This is a genomic window from Streptomyces sp. NBC_00045 (genome assembly GCF_045041095.1).
In the GTDB taxonomy this organism is placed as follows: Bacteria; Actinomycetota; Actinomycetes; order Streptomycetales; family Streptomycetaceae; genus Streptomyces.
In genome coordinates this window covers 5,808,101-5,822,563 of record NZ_CP108271.1, presented here as the reverse complement: position 1 = coordinate 5,822,563, position 14,463 = coordinate 5,808,101, and the positions used below count along the sequence as shown (strand labels likewise).

Genomic DNA, 14,463 nt, shown 5'->3' with positions numbered 1-14,463 from the left:
CGCTCACTGCCTTCCGGGCCCCACCAATCAGGGGTCGTCGGGGTATTCAGGGCTTGTTGGGGTGGATTGGGGAGATTCCGGGGCCCTGCGGCGGGCAGCTCCCGGCTCCGCTACTCACGGGGTACGGCCCCAGAAAGGCGAGGTGGGCGCCTGATGGCCACCGCGACGCAGCCGCAGACGGGCGCGCCCGCACCCGTACGCGGCGGGGTGACGCCGTATCCGAAGTCGAGCCCGGGCCGCTTCGGCCCGTTCCGATTGCAACAACTCGTGCTGCTCCAGATCGCCGTGGCCGCCCTCCTGGTGGCCTGGGTCGTGGAACCGCTGCTGCTGGTTCCCGCCGGTGTGTTGGCGCTCGTCCTGGTGGTGCTCGCGGTCGTACGCCGCCACCAGCGTTCCCTGCCCGAATGGATCGGCGGTGCGCTCGCACTGCGCTCCCGGCGCCGCAGGGCCGCGTCCTTCGCCGTGCCCGCGGGCACCGAACCGGGGCTGGCCCCGCTCGTCGAGGCCGATCCGGCGCTGCGGACCCTCACGTTCAGCGACCGCGACCGGCGGCCCGTCGGCATGGTCGGTGACGGGACGTTCCTGACGGCCGTCGTCCAGGTGGACATGGACGCCACCGCGCTGCGGCCCGACCGCGGGGCGCGGCCGCTGCCCCTGGCCCTCGTCCGGGACATCCTCGAAGTCGACGGCATCCGGCTGGAGTCCGCGCAACTGGTGCAGCACACCCAGCCCGCGCCGGCCCCGCACCTGCCGGCCCAGTCGATGGCCACCCGCAACTACGCGCCGCTCCAGGCCACCACGGGCACTCCGGCCGTCCGGCTGACCTGGATCGCGCTCAAGCTCGACCCCGAACTGTGCCCCGAGGCGGTCACCGCGCGCGGCGGCGGGCTCGGGGGCGCGCAGCGCTGTGTGGTCCGCGCCGCCGACCAGTTGGCGAGCCGGCTGACCGGGGCGGGGTTCCGTGCCACCGTGCTCACCGAGCAGGAGCTGACGGCCGCGCTGGCCACCTCCTCGTGCGCCAACCCGATGGCGATCACGCAGGCGGGGCGCTCGGCGAGCACCGGCCGGCGGACCGAGGAGACGGCCCGCATCTGGCGGTGCGACGACCGGCGGCACACCACGTACTGGATAGGCCGCTGGCCGCAGCTCGGCGGCAGCGGGGCGGCGTCCCTGCCGCAGTTCGTGGCACTGCTGACCTCGCTGCCGGCGCTGGCCACGAACTTCAGCCTGACGATGGCTCCGGCAGAGCGCCAGGGCGTGACGCTGACCGGCCACGTACGGGTCACGGGGCGCAGCGACGAGGAACTCGTGGCGGCCCGCAGGGAACTGGAACGGACGGCCCGCGGCGTGCGCACCGGGCTGGTCCGGCTCGACCGTGAACAGGTACCGGGGCTGCTGGCCTCGCTGCCGCTGGGAGGGGCACGATGAGGGGCGGCTTCGGGCTGATCGGCCCGCGTCGGGAACGGCACGCGGTCCCGGCGGTGGACCTGGACGTGCTGGCACTGCCCGTCGGGGACGACGGGGTCGTCATCGGCGTGGACGCCGAGGGCCGCCCGGCGGTGCTCGGCATCAACCGGCCGACCCCGTACGAGGTGACGCTGATCGGCGGCCTGTGGACGGCGCAGGTCCTGGCGCTGCGCGCGGCGGCCACGGGTGCGCGCGTGGCGGTGGAGACCGGCCGCGGGCAGGCCTGGTCCGGGCTGGCCCAGGCGGCGGGCGGCGGCCAGCAGTGCGTGACCCTGCACGAGGTCGGCCGGGTGCCGCCGCAGGGCGCGTCGGCGGGCAGTCCGGTCCTGGTGATCCGTGACTGCGGGATGCGGCCGCCGCGCGGGCGCGTGGTGGCGGGCCCTTGGCAGTCGGTGCTGACCCTGCTGCCGTACCTCAGCCCCACGGCGCCGAGGCTGCTGCAGAACTCCTCCCTGGTGGGCGTGCAGCGGGTGTCCCCCGACGAGGCGGAACAACTCGGCCGCCTGATGAACCTGCCGGGGGCGGCGGTGGATTCACTGCCGACGCTGGGCGACGGGGTCACCCTGTGGTGCACGCCGCGGGACCGCCAGTTCGTGATGACCCAGGGCACGGAAGCGGAAACGGGCCTCCTGGGCCCCTCCCGCCGCATCGACTGACCCCGCAGCCCGCAAGCCCGCGGACCGGGTGCCTCGCCGGCACGAAAGACGCAGGGTCTCCCCGGCGACGCGGGACGTCGGAGGGGGGCGGACACCGATGTCGGCGCGCGATTAGGCTGGGCGCGGGCGCGGCGTCGAGGTGGGCGCCGGACCAGTGTTCGACAGACCAGGAGGACCAGTGAGCGGCGATCGGAACGAGAGGCGCGGCGGGACTTGGGACGTCCCGACGGACGATCAGTCCGACGCGGAGCCCGAGGTGACGGGCGAGTTCACCATCGACTACACCCCGCCGGCCTGGTACACGCAGGGCGCGGCCCCTGCCGCTCCCGTACCGGGCCTCCCGGAGGGCAGCGGCTTCGAGCCCCACCGCCCGACGGACGTGGCCTCGCCCCCGACGATGCGGATCGCCCCACCGGCCCCCCGCACGCCGTCGGACGGCGCAGGCGTCCCGGCCCAGGTGCCGGCCCCGGCTCCGGCCGAGACCGCCGCCCCGCCGGCGCTGGCAGCGGCGGACAACGGCGTTGCGCCCGCAGCCGAGGCACCCGCCCCGCCGGCCCCGGCCGACGTGCCGGCCCCCGTCACCACCTCCGCCGACGGCACCGGTGTGCCCGCGGCCCTCCCGCCACCGGCCGAGGTGCCCGCTCTGCCGGCTCCGATGCCGGCCCCGGCCGCCGCCGCGCCCGAGGCCACCCACACGCCCGGGATGTTCGTGAAGGCCCCCGTCGAGGGACCCGACCCCGTCCAGCGGCAGGACACCCCGCCCGACGGGACGGCCATCCCGTTCGGCAACCCCGAGCCCGTGGCGGCGCAGACGCCCCAGGACGCCGTCCCCGCGCCGCAGGTGCCGAGCCCCGTCAGCCCCGCGGACGCGGTTCACCCGCCCGTGGAGGCCCCCTTCGGGGGACCCGCAGGGGAACTCCCGGCGCTGCCACCCGCGTTCCACGCCACCACGACCCCCCAGGACGGCTACGGCTTCCCGCCGGCCCCCGCACCGGCCCCGACGTCGCCCCAAGACGGCTACGCGTTCCCCTCCGCGCCCGCACCGACGCCCCAGGACGCCTTCCCGCCCGCCCCCGCACCCCAAGACGGCTACGGCTTCCCCCCGGCCCCCGCACCGGCCCCGACGTCGCCCCAGGACAGCTACGCGTTCCCCTCCGCGCCCGCACCGACGCCCCAGGACGCCTTCCCGCCCGCCCCCGCACCCCAAGACGGCTACGGCTTCCCCCCGGCCCCCGCACCGGCCCCGACGTCGCCCCAGGACAGCTACGCGTTCCCCTCCACCCCCGCACCGGCGCCCCAGGACGCCTTCCCGCCCGCCCCCGCACCCCAAGACGGCTACGGCTTCCCGCCGGCACCCGCACCGGCGCAGCCGCAGCCGCCCGTGGACGGAGGTGACTTCGCGTTCCCGCCCGCGCAGCACGCGCCCGTAGCCCCTCAGCCGCAACAGCCGCAACAGCCGCAGCCGCAGTACGACCCCCGCAGCAGCGGCCAGTGGTCCTCCGGGCCGCAGCCGGGCCCGCAGCCGCACGATCCTCGCTACCAGCCCGGCCCGGCCGGCGGTGGAGCGCCGCTCGGGTACACCGCCGCCGTCGAGCTGTCCTCCGACCGCCTGCTGCGCGGCAAGCAGAAGCCCAAGCCCCAGCGTTCCGGGTTCCGTTTCGGCGGCAAGGCGGCCGAGGCCGAGCGGCTGCGCAAGCTCGACCTGATCCGCACTCCGGTCATGTCCTGCTACCGCATCGCCGTCATCAGCCTCAAGGGCGGCGTCGGCAAGACCACGACCACCACCGCCCTCGGCGCCACGCTCGCCACCGAGCGTCAGGACAAGATCCTGGCCATCGACGCGAACCCCGACGCCGGTACCCTCGGCCGCCGGGTCCGCCGCGAGACCGGGGCCACGATCCGGGACCTGGTCCAGGCGATCCCGTACCTGAACTCGTACATGGACATCCGGCGGTTCACCTCTCAGGCCCCGTCCGGCCTGGAGATCATCGCCAACGACGTCGATCCGGCCGTCTCCACGACCTTCAACGACGAGGACTACCGCCGCGTCATAGAGACGCTGGGCCGCCAGTACCCGATCATCCTCACCGACTCGGGTACCGGGCTCCTCTACTCCGCCATGCGCGGCGTCCTGGACCTGGCCGATCAGCTGATCATCATCTCGACCCCGTCGGTGGACGGCGCCAGCAGCGCGAGCACCACGCTCGACTGGCTCTCCGCGCACGGGTACGCCGACCTGGTCTCCCGCTCCCTCACCGTCATCTCGGGGGTCCGCGAGACCAGCAAGATGATCAAGATCGAAGACATCGTGCAGCACTTCGAGACCCGCTGCCGGGGCGTCGTCGTGGTGCCCTTCGACGAACACCTCGCGGCCGGCGCCGAGGTCGACCTCGACCTGATGCGGCCCAAGACCCGGGAGGCGTACTTCAACCTCTCCGCGCTGGTGGCCGAGGACTTCGTCCGCGCCGCCCAGCAGGCGCCGCCGGGCCACTGGGGAGCGCCTCAGCAGCCCCAGCCCCAGCAGCCCCAGCAGCCGCAGCCGCACCAGCAGCCGCCGGCTCCGCAGCAGCCTCAGCCGCAAGGCCAGCCGTACGGGCAACCCCAGGCCCCGTCCCCCTACCAGCAGCCTCCCCAGCCGTACGGCCAGCCCTACCCGCAGCCCGGCCAGCCCTGGCAGCCCCAGCAACAGTCGCCGCAGCAGCCCCAGCACCCGCAGCAGCCCCCGCGCGATCCGCGCCTCGGCTGACGACGGCAGCACGAAGGGCCCGTACCTCCCGGGGAGGTACGGGCCCTTGTGCGTGCGGGCGGACGGGAGTGGGGCGGCAGCCCCCGGCTCAGCGCTCCGCGTCGTAGGTGTCGGTCAGCGTCCGCGCCCGCTTCACATCGTCCGCGATGGCTTCGAGGAGGCCGTCCAGCGATTCGAACTTCGCCATGCCGCGCACGTACGCGAGGAAGTCCACGGTCACGTGCAGTCCGTACAGGTCCAGGCCGACCCGGTCGATCGCGTACGCCTCCACGGTCCGCTCGGTGGCGTCGAACTGGAGGTTCGTCCCCACCGAGATCGCCGCCGGCATCCGCTCGCCGTTGGCCGTGAGCCAGCCCGCGTACACGCCGTCCGCCGGGATGGCGGTGTGCGGGGGCGTCTCGACGTTGGCCGTCGGGTAGCCGAGCTCGCGCCCGCGCTGGGCGCCGCGTACGACGACGCCCTCGACCCGGTGCGGCCGTCCCAGGATCTCGGACGCGCCCGCCATGTCGCCCTCGGCGACCAGCCTGCGGGCCAGGGTCGAGGAGAACGGCACGCCGCCGCCCGCCGCGCCGCGCTCGACGAGGTCCACGACCTCGACCTCGTAGTCGTAGGTGCCGCCGAGTTCGCGCAGGAAGTCGACGTTTCCTGCGGCCCGGTGGCCGAAACGGAAGTTCGGTCCCTCGATGACGGCCCGGGCGTGCAGCTTGTCGACGAGCACCTTCACGATGAAGTCGGCCGGGGAGAGCTGCGAGAACTCCGCCGTGAACGGCAGGACCAGCAACGCGTCGACGCCCAGCTCGGCCATCAGTTCGGCACGGCGGTCGTACGGGGCCAGGATCGGCGGGTGGCTGCCGGGGCGCACGACCTCGCTCGGGTGCGGGCTGAAGGTGACGACGACGGACGGCACGCCGAGCGCGCGCGCCTTGGCCACGGCCCGCCCGATGATCAGCTGATGGCCCCGGTGCACACCGTCGTACGAGCCGATGGTGACGACGCTGCGTCCCCAGTCCTGGGGGATGTCCTCCAAGCCACGCCAGCGCTGCACTGTGACCGCTCCTCGCCCGAACCGTGTAGGCCCTGTACTGGTTGCCGATTGCAGGTCTAAGACTGCCATGCCCGTGCCCGGGGGCCCGCATCGGCATCTGGCAGGGGCCGCTCTGTGTCATCTCGGCCGGGCGGCGCCCCACCGGCGGTGGCAGTGCCCGCGCGCGCGGCGGAAAAGCGCCCCCTAACGCTCCCTCCAGTCACTCCGCGCGCCTGCTCGGACGGGTGAATACGGAGGCCCGGGTGGATAGAGACCTACCCGAGGGGGGTCGTGGAGCGGTGAGCGGCAGGTGATGTGCGCTCACCGCTCCACGTCATGACGGAGTCGGTGCGGATCAGACGAAGACGGCCAGCGACTTCGCCTTGCCGCCCTTGCTCTCGACGAGCCCGAGCAGTTGGCCGTCCGGTCCGTAGACCGCCACCGCCTTGCCCGCGGGGTACGCGTCCGGCATCTCGATCCGCACGCCGTTGGCGAGCAGCGAGGCCCGCCGGGCGTCGAGGTCCCAGCGCGGGAAGGCCGCGGCCGCCGCCTCGCCGATCGGCATGACGGTCAGCTCCTCCTGGAGCTGGTCCAGGGTCCGCGCCCGGTCGATCTTGTACGGGCCCACCCGCGTGCGCCGCAGCGCGGTGAGGTGGCCGCCGACGCCGAGGTCGGCGCCCAGGTCACGGGCCAGGGCGCGGATGTACGTACCGCTGGAGCAGACGACGGAGACGACGAGGTCGACGACCTTGGTGCCGTCCTCGGCTTCCGCGTCCCGCATGTCGTACACCTGGAACGACGAGACGGTCACCGGCCGGGCCGGGATCTCGAAGTCCTCGCCGTCCCGCGCGCGCTTGTAGGAGCGCACGCCCTTGATCTTGATGGCGCTGACCTTCGACGGGACCTGCATGATCTCGCCGGACAGCTTGGCGATGCCCTCGTCCACGGCCTCGCGGGTCACCGCGGAGGCGTCCGTCGAGGAGGTGATCTCACCTTCCGCGTCGTCCGTCAGCGTGTTCTGGCCGAGGCGGATCGTGCCGAGGTATTCCTTCTCGGTGAGCGCGAGGTGGCCGAGGAGCTTGGTGGCCTTCTCGACGCCCAGGACGAGGACTCCCGTCGCCATCGGGTCGAGCGTGCCGGCGTGGCCGACGCGCCGGGTCTTGGCGATCCCGCGCATCTTGGCGACCACGTCGTGCGAAGTGAAGCCGGACGGCTTGTCGACGATGACAAGACCGTCCGGAGTCTTCCCTGCGTTGGTGCTCATTCCGCGGCTGCGTCCTCGTCGTCCTCGTCGCCCGGCTTCTTGTACGGGTCGGCGTCGCCGGCGTACTGGGCGCCGGAGGACACCTCGCGCACCTGGGCATCGGAGGCGCGCGCCTTGTCGAGGAGGTCCTCGATGGTCTTGGCGTTCTCGGGGAGCGCGTCCGCGACGAAGGTCAGGGTGGGCGTGAACTTGGTTCCCGCCGCCCGGCCGACCGCGGAGCGCAGTACGCCCTTGGCACTTTCGAGGCCCGCCGCCGCGCTGGCGCGGTCCTCGTCGTCACCGTAAACCGTGTAGAAGACCGTGGCCTCCCGCAGGTCGCCGGTGACCCGGGTGTCCGTGATGGTCACGTGCGTACCGAGGCGGGGGTCCTTGACTCCGCGCTGCAGCTTCTCGGCCACCACCTCCCGGATGAGGTCCGCCAGCTTCTTCGCCCGCGCATTGTCGGCCACTGGTCCGTCTCCTTCTTTGTCTTGCAGTCAGTCTTCATCACCGTGCAGCCGCCGTCGTGCCGACAGCAGCTCCACTTCCGGACGCGCCGCGACCAGCCGCTCGCAGCGGTCCAGTACGTCCGAGAGGAACCCCGCGTCCCCGCTGACCAGAGCGACCCCGATGCGGGCCCTGCGATGCAGATCCTGGTCTCCCACCTCGGCCGCGCTCACGGAGAACTTGCGTTGGAGCTCGGCGACGATGGGTCGAACGACGGAGCGTTTCTCCTTCAGCGAGTGGACGTCGCCGAGGAGCAGATCGAAGGACAGAGTCCCCACGTACATTCAGTTCCGGATATCCCGCCGGTGCGGGTTCGGTGGCCTGCCGGCCGTCGCGCGGCAGGGTCACCAGAACCGTACACGCAACGGCCGGGGCCGATCGACGGATATTCCGCCGACCGGCCCCGGGGTTACGACACGGTGCGATGTGCCTCGCGCTTACGCGCGGGGCTTCTCGCGCATCTCGTACGTCGCGATGACGTCGTCGATCTTGATGTCGTTGAAGGAACCGAGGTTGATACCACCCTCGAAGCCCTCGCGGATCTCGGTGACGTCGTCCTTGAAGCGGCGCAGACCGGAGATGGTGAGGTTCTCGGCGATGACCTTGCCATCGCGCAGGAGCCGCGCCTTGGTGTTGCGCTTGACCTCGCCGGAACGGATGAGGACACCCGCGATGTTGCCCAGCTTGGACGAGCGGAAGATCTCGCGGACCTCCGCCGTACCGAGCTCGACCTCTTCGTACTCCGGCTTGAGCAGACCCTTGAGGGCCGCCTCGATCTCCTCGATGGCCTGGTAGATCACCGAGTAGTAGCGGACGTCGACGCCCTCGCGGTCCGCCATCTGCGCGGCACGGCCGGCCGCACGGACGTTGTAACCGATGACGATGGCGTCGGAGCCCATCGCCAGGGCGATGTCGGACTCGGTGACCGCACCCACACCGCGGTGCAGGACACGGATGTCGACCTCTTCGCCGACGTCGAGCTGGAGCAGCGAGGACTCCAGGGCCTCGACCGCACCGGACGCGTCGCCCTTGATGATGAGGTTGAGTTCCTGGACCAGACCGGCCTTGAGGACCGAGTCGAGGTCTTCCAGGGACACCCGGCGGACGCGCTTGGCGAAGTTGGCGTTGCGCTCACGCGCAGCACGCTTCTCGGCGATCTGACGGGCGGTGCGGTCCTCGTCGACGACGAGGAAGTTGTCGCCGGCGCCGGGGACGTTGGTGAGACCCAGGACCAGGACGGGGGTCGACGGACCCGCTTCCTCGACGTTGTTGCCCTTGTCGTCGAGCATGGCGCGCACACGGCCGTAGGCGTCGCCCACGACCATCGTGTCGCCGACGCGGAGGGTACCGCGCTGGACGAGGACGGTGGCGACGGCACCGCGGCCGCGGTCGAGGTGGGACTCGATCGCAATACCCTGAGCGTCCTGCTCCGGGTTGGCGCGCAGGTCGAGCGAGGCGTCGGCGGTGAGGACGACGGCCTCCAGCAGGGAGTCGATGTGCAGACCCTGCTTGGCGGAGATGTCGACGAACATCGTGTCGCCGCCGTACTCCTCGGCGACCAGACCGAACTCGGTGAGCTGACCGCGCACCTTGACCGGGTCGGCACCCTCGACGTCGATCTTGTTGACCGCGACGACGATCGGGACGCCGGCGGCCTTGGCGTGGTTCAGCGCCTCGATCGTCTGCGGCATGACGCCGTCGTTGGCCGCGACCACGAGGATCGCGATGTCGGTCGACTTGGCACCACGGGCACGCATGGCGGTGAACGCCTCGTGACCCGGGGTGTCGATGAAGGTGATCTTGCGGTCTTCACCGTTGACGTTGGTACCCACCTGGTAGGCACCGATGTGCTGGGTGATGCCGCCGGCCTCGCCCGCGACGACGTTCGTCTTGCGGATGGCGTCGAGCAGTCGGGTCTTACCGTGGTCGACGTGACCCATGACGGTGACGACCGGGGGACGCGGCATGAGGTATTCCTCGCCGCCCTCGTCCTCACCGAACTCGATGTCGAAGGTCTCCAGGAGCTCGCGGTCCTCCTCCTCCGGGCTGACGATCTGAACTGTGTAGTTCATCTCGCCCGCAAGGAGCTGGAGGGTCTCGTCGGAGACGGACTGCGTGGCAGTGACCATCTCGCCGAGGTTCATCATGACCGCGACCAGCGACGCCGGGTTGGCGTTGATCTTCTCGGCGAAGTCGGTGAGGGACGCACCGCGCGACAGGCGAACGGTCTCGCCGCTGCCGCGGGGCAGCATCACGCCGCCGACCGACGGGGCCTGCATGGCCTCGTACTCCTGGCGCCTCTGACGCTTCGACTTGCGACCACGACGGGCGGGCCCGCCGGGACGGCCGAAGGCACCCTGCGTGCCACCACGGGCACCGGGACCGCCGGGACGACCACCGAAGCCGGGACGACCGCCGCCACCGGCACCGGCCGGGCCGCCGCCGAAGCCGCCGCCACCGGGACGCGGGCCGCCGAAGCCGCCGCCGCCCGCGGGACGCGAGCCCGGACCGGCCGGACGGCCGGCGAAGCCGCCGCCGCCGGGACGACCGGCGCCACCGGGACGCGGGCCACCGGCACCGGGACCACGGCCACCGGGGCCGCCGCCGGGACGGGGACCGGGACCACCGGCAGCGGGACGCTGCGGCATCATGCCCGGGTTCGGACGGTTACCGCCGGGAGCACCACCGGGACGCGGGGCGCCGCCCTGCGGACGGGGCATGCCGCCCGGGGTCGGACGGGCGCCGCCGGGACCCTGGGGACGCGGAGCGCCACCGGGACCACCCTGCGGGCGCGGAGCACCCTGGCCGCCGCCTGCGCCGGGGGCACCGGGACGGGGCGCGCCGGCCGGACGGGGCGCCTGCGGGCGCGCCATGCCGGTGGAGCCACCAGAGGTGAACGGGTTGTTGCCCGGACGGGGACCGGCCGGACGGGCGCCCTGCGGACGCGGGGCCTGGGAACCGGGACCGGCGGGACGCTGTCCCTGGCCGGGCGCGGTGCCCTGCGGACGCGGCGCGCCGGGACGGGCGCCGCTCTGGCCGCCCTGGGCGGGACGCTGCTGCGCCGGACGCGGGCCGGGGGTCGCGCCGGAACCGGCGGGACGCTCGGTGCGCGCCGGGGCGGCGGGGGCCGCCGGGGGCGCGGAGAACTCGGTCGCCACGGGAGCCGCCGGAGCGGGCTTGGGGGCGGCCGGAGCCTTCGGGCCGGGACGCGGGCCGGGGGCGGCCGGGGTCACCGGGGCGGACGCGCTGGGAGCCGGAGCCTCGGCAGCGGCCGGCTTGGGGGCCGGGGCGCCGGGCTTCGGGGCAGCGGGACGTGCAACGGCACCCGGGGTGGGAGCCCCGGGCTTGGCGGGCGCGGCCTTGCGGGGCGCGCCCGGCTTCGCAGCGGACTTGCCGGCGCTGCCGCCGGGCCCCTGCAGTGCGTCAGTCAACTTGCGTACAACCGGCGCCTCGATCGTCGAGGACGCCGAACGGACGAACTCACCGAGTTCCTGGAGCTTGGCCATGACGACCTTGCTCTCAACTCCGAACTCCTTGGCGAGTTCGTATACCCGGACCTTAGCCACTTCGCTCCTTTTAGGTCCGGGTTACGCCGGACCGTCGCTACTTCATGGGCGTACTCATCGCGTACTCATCGAGTGCTCATCGCAATCTCGACCTACTTCCAACTCGCGAGGTACCTGACCGCACGGGGTATCCGTGCCGTACTACTTCTTACGGTGTCGCCTCGGCCACGACGGCCACGGCTTCGCTCAGTCCGGTCGTGTCGAGTGCTCCCGGGGACCGAAGGGCCCGGGGGAACGCTCTGCGACGGACCGCCTTGTCCAGACAGACCAGGGCAGGGTGCACGTAGGCACCCCGGCCGGGCAGCGTACCGCGTGGATCGGGGACGCATTCGTCCCCGATCGCCACGATGCGCAGCAGATCGCTCTTGGCCGCTCGCTCCCGACACCCCACACAGGTGCGTTCGGGGCATGCGCGGGCTTGCGTCCGGCCAGACACGCCTAAGTCTACCTCCCCGTACCGACCTCACCCCTTCGGGCGAAAAATCGAACGGATGTTGTCGCGATCTGCTGTCTTGATTCCTGTCTACCGGTCGGAGAGCCCCGACCGGTACCGGATTTATTCCCCGTCCCGGGCCCGGTCGGCGTCCGGGGACACCTCCGTGTCGGGACGGATGTCGATGCGCCAGCCGGTGAGCCGCGCGGCGAGGCGGGCGTTCTGGCCCTCCTTGCCGATGGCCAGCGACAGCTGGTAGTCGGGCACGGTCACCCGGGCGGAGCGCGAGTCCCAGTCGACGACCTCGACCTTGCTCACCCGGGCGGGTGACAGCGCGTTCGCGACCATCTCCGCCGGGTCGTCCGACCAGTCGACGATGTCGATCTTCTCGCCGTGCAGCTCGGCCATGACGTTGCGCACACGGGCACCCATCGGGCCGATGCAGGCGCCCTTGGGGTTGAGGCCCGAACGGGTGGACCGTACGGCGATCTTGGTGCGGTGGCCGGCCTCGCGGGCGATCGCCGAGATCTCCACGCTGCCGTCCGCGATCTCCGGGACCTCCAGCGCGAAGAGCTTCTTCACCAGGTTGGGGTGGGTGCGCGACAGGGTCACGGACGGGCCGCGGACACCCTTCGCCACCCGTACGACGTACGCCTTGACCCGGAGGCCGTGCGTGTACTCCTCGCCGGGGACCTGCTCCTGCACCGGCAGGATGGCCTCCAGCTTGCCGATGTCGACGAGGACGTTCTTGGGGTCCTTGCCCTGCTGGACGACGCCGGTGATGACGTCGCCCTCACGGCCGGCGAACTCGCCGAAGGTCAGGTCGTCCTCGGCGTCACGCAGACGCTGCAGGATCACCTGCTTGGCGGTCGTCGCGGCGATCCGGCCGAAGTCCGACGGGGTGTCGTCGAACTCCTTGGCCTCCTGCCCCTCCTCCAGGTCCCGCGGGTCCTCCGTCGCCCACACGACGACGTGGCCGTTGGTACGGTCCAGCTCCACGCGCGCCCGCCGGAAGCTGCCCTCGGTGCGGTGGTACGCGATGAGGAGGGCCGACTCGATCGCCTCGACGAGCAGGTCGAAGGAGATCTCCTTCTCCCGGACCAGACCCCGCAGGGCACTCATGTCGATGTCCACGGCTACGCCTCCTCTTCCTTCTTGTCCTTGCGGTTGAACTCGATCTCGACCCGCGCCTTGGCGATGTCGGTGAAAGCGATGCGGTGGGCGGTCGCCTTGCGGCCCTTCACGCCCGGGACCTCAAGGTCCATGCCCTCGTCGTCCACGTCGAGGATGCGGGCGATCAGTTCCCCGCCCTCGACGAGCTGGAACTTCGCGAGGCGGCCGATCGCCCGTACGTAGTGACGGTGCTCGGTCAGCGGGCGGTCGGCGCCCGGCGAGCTCACTTCGAGGACGTACTCGTCCTCGCCCATCACGTCGGATTCGTCGAGCTTGTCGGATACCTCTCGACTCAGCTCGGCACACGTGTCCAGCTCCACGCCCTCGTCGGAGTCCACGATGATGCGCAGCATCCGGCGCTTGCCGGCCTTGGACATCTCGATGTCCTCAAGATCCAGGCCCCTGGCGGCGACGAGCGGCTCCAGCAATCCGCGCAGCCTGTCGCTCTGGGTGGTGCTCATCCGGGTGACTCCTCGGCCGCGTGTGCTGTTGTGTTTCCGTCGCGTGTCAGGTCAAAGGGTATCCGGTCGCGGAGGGTGTTGCCGTCCGCCGTCCGCAGGGGGCCCCGGGTACCGTGATCACACCTTGCCCCGCCATCACCTTCGAGGATGTCGCCGTGCCCTGGACCCTGCCTTCGCGGCCCTCTCGCCGGAGCCTGCTCGTCGGCGCCGCCGGTGCGGCCGGCGCCGTGCTGCTCACCGGGTGCTCCGACGGGGACGGTACGTCGGACACCGCCACCGGGGTTTCACTCGAACGGCGGATGCGCGAGACGGCCGTTCGGGAGAGTCAGCGGCTGCTGGAACGTTACGACGCCACCGCCGCCGCCCATCCGGCCCTGGCCGCACGCCTCGCGCCGCTGCGCTCCGCGGTCGCCGCGCACCGCGCGGCACTGGCCTCCGCTGACGGCGGGGCGGACGGCCCGAGCGGCAAACCCTCCGCCTCGCCCTCGGCTTCGTCCGCCCCGGCCGGCGCACCCGTGGCGAGCGCCGAGCCCGTACCGCCGAAGCCCGACGAAGCCCTGACCGCCCTGGCGGACGCGGAGCGGAGCCTGGCCGAGGCCCGGACCATCGCCCTCGCCGGGGCGCCCGGGGAGCTGGCCCGGCTCCTCGCCTCGGTGGCCGCCTGCGGCGCCGTACACGCGTACCTGCTGACCTCGCCCCAGGGAGCCAAGCCGTGAAGACCCCGCCCTCCCCCACGAACCGCGCCCTGGAGGCCGCGCAGTCCGCGCTCGCCGCCGAGCACGCGGCCGCGTACGGCTACGGGGTCGTCGGGGCCCGGGCCTCCTCCGCCCGGGCGGCCGAGGCCCGCGAGGCGTACGGCGGCCACCTCTCGCGCCGGGACGCTCTCGCCCGCACGGTGCGCGAGATGGGCGGTGCGCCCCGGCCTGCGGAGGCCGCGTACGCCCTGCCCTTCGAGGTGCGCGGGCCGGCCGACGCCGAGCGGCTGGCCGCAGAGATCGAGGACCGGGTGGCGGGCGCCTACTCCGACCTGGTGCGGGCGGCGGACGGCCGGCTGCGCCGCGAGGCGGCCGACGCGCTGAGCGCCGCGGCCCTGCGCGCGGCACGCTGGCGCGGTGTCGGCGTAGCCTTCCCTGGGCTCACGGAACGTGGAGAACGAGCCCGGACCAGCTGAAAGGGATCACGCACGC

13 protein-coding genes are annotated in these 14,463 nt (G+C 72.7%); 5 read left to right on the top strand and 8 right to left on the bottom strand.

What is annotated here, in order from left to right; all coding sequences use genetic code 11:
- Window positions 1-153 precede the first annotated feature (153 nt).
- From eccE to OHA65_RS27425, 3 genes are all read left to right on the top strand, one after another.
- Window positions 154-1,428 carry a type VII secretion protein EccE gene (gene eccE / locus OHA65_RS27435; RefSeq protein ID WP_327278850.1) on the top strand — a complete coding sequence of 425 codons (1,275 nt, stop codon included), beginning with the start codon at window positions 154-156 and terminating at the stop codon, window positions 1,426-1,428.
- Window positions 1,425-2,123 (top strand): hypothetical protein, encoded by a 699-nt coding sequence (locus OHA65_RS27430; protein WP_327278849.1) that lies wholly within the window; start codon window positions 1,425-1,427, stop codon window positions 2,121-2,123. Before eccE ends, OHA65_RS27430 begins: the two co-directional genes overlap by 4 nt.
- 178 nt (window positions 2,124-2,301) lie before the next feature.
- On the top strand, window positions 2,302-4,869 hold the full coding sequence (locus OHA65_RS27425) for an SCO5717 family growth-regulating ATPase (RefSeq protein ID WP_405762590.1): 2,568 nt from the start codon (window positions 2,302-2,304) through the stop codon (window positions 4,867-4,869).
- 88 nt (window positions 4,870-4,957) lie between these two features.
- On the opposite strand, the gene OHA65_RS27420 is transcribed toward OHA65_RS27425, so the two are convergent.
- The 8 genes from OHA65_RS27420 to rimP form a co-directional block, all read right to left on the bottom strand.
- Window positions 4,958-5,914: a bifunctional riboflavin kinase/FAD synthetase gene (locus OHA65_RS27420; protein WP_327278847.1), complete on the bottom strand. Its 957-nt coding sequence runs from the start codon at window positions 5,912-5,914 to the stop codon at window positions 4,958-4,960.
- Window positions 5,915-6,248: 334 nt separating this feature from the next.
- Entirely contained in the window at window positions 6,249-7,157 is a 909-nt protein-coding gene (gene truB / locus OHA65_RS27415; protein ID WP_327278846.1) for a tRNA pseudouridine(55) synthase TruB, read from the bottom strand.
- Window positions 7,154-7,606 (bottom strand): 30S ribosome-binding factor RbfA, encoded by a 453-nt coding sequence (rbfA, locus tag OHA65_RS27410; RefSeq protein WP_030227571.1) that lies wholly within the window; start codon window positions 7,604-7,606, stop codon window positions 7,154-7,156. Before rbfA ends, truB begins: the two co-directional genes overlap by 4 nt.
- A gap of 27 nt (window positions 7,607-7,633) precedes the next feature.
- A complete protein-coding gene (locus OHA65_RS27405; RefSeq protein ID WP_327278845.1) occupies window positions 7,634-7,927 on the bottom strand; it encodes a DUF503 domain-containing protein in 294 nt (97 codons plus the stop codon).
- Between the two features lie 153 nt (window positions 7,928-8,080).
- Window positions 8,081-11,209: a translation initiation factor IF-2 gene (gene infB, locus OHA65_RS27400; protein ID WP_327278844.1), complete on the bottom strand. Its 3,129-nt coding sequence runs from the start codon at window positions 11,207-11,209 to the stop codon at window positions 8,081-8,083.
- A 148-nt stretch (window positions 11,210-11,357) separates the two neighbouring features.
- Window positions 11,358-11,645 (bottom strand): YlxR family protein, encoded by a 288-nt coding sequence (locus tag OHA65_RS27395; protein ID WP_327278843.1) that lies wholly within the window; start codon window positions 11,643-11,645, stop codon window positions 11,358-11,360.
- A 120-nt stretch (window positions 11,646-11,765) separates the two neighbouring features.
- On the bottom strand, window positions 11,766-12,776 hold the full coding sequence (gene nusA, locus OHA65_RS27390; protein ID WP_327278842.1) for a transcription termination factor NusA: 1,011 nt from the start codon (window positions 12,774-12,776) through the stop codon (window positions 11,766-11,768).
- A gap of 2 nt (window positions 12,777-12,778) precedes the next feature.
- Window positions 12,779-13,276 carry a ribosome maturation factor RimP gene (gene rimP / locus OHA65_RS27385; RefSeq protein ID WP_327278841.1) on the bottom strand — a complete coding sequence of 166 codons (498 nt, stop codon included), beginning with the start codon at window positions 13,274-13,276 and terminating at the stop codon, window positions 12,779-12,781.
- Window positions 13,277-13,431: 155 nt separating this feature from the next.
- Between rimP and OHA65_RS27380 the strand changes: the two genes are divergently transcribed.
- Window positions 13,432-13,992: a hypothetical protein gene (locus tag OHA65_RS27380; protein ID WP_327278840.1), complete on the top strand. Its 561-nt coding sequence runs from the start codon at window positions 13,432-13,434 to the stop codon at window positions 13,990-13,992.
- Window positions 13,989-14,447 (top strand): ferritin-like domain-containing protein, encoded by a 459-nt coding sequence (locus OHA65_RS27375; protein ID WP_327278839.1) that lies wholly within the window; start codon window positions 13,989-13,991, stop codon window positions 14,445-14,447. The genes OHA65_RS27380 and OHA65_RS27375 overlap by 4 nt, the downstream gene beginning before the upstream one ends.
- Window positions 14,448-14,463 lie beyond the last annotated feature (16 nt).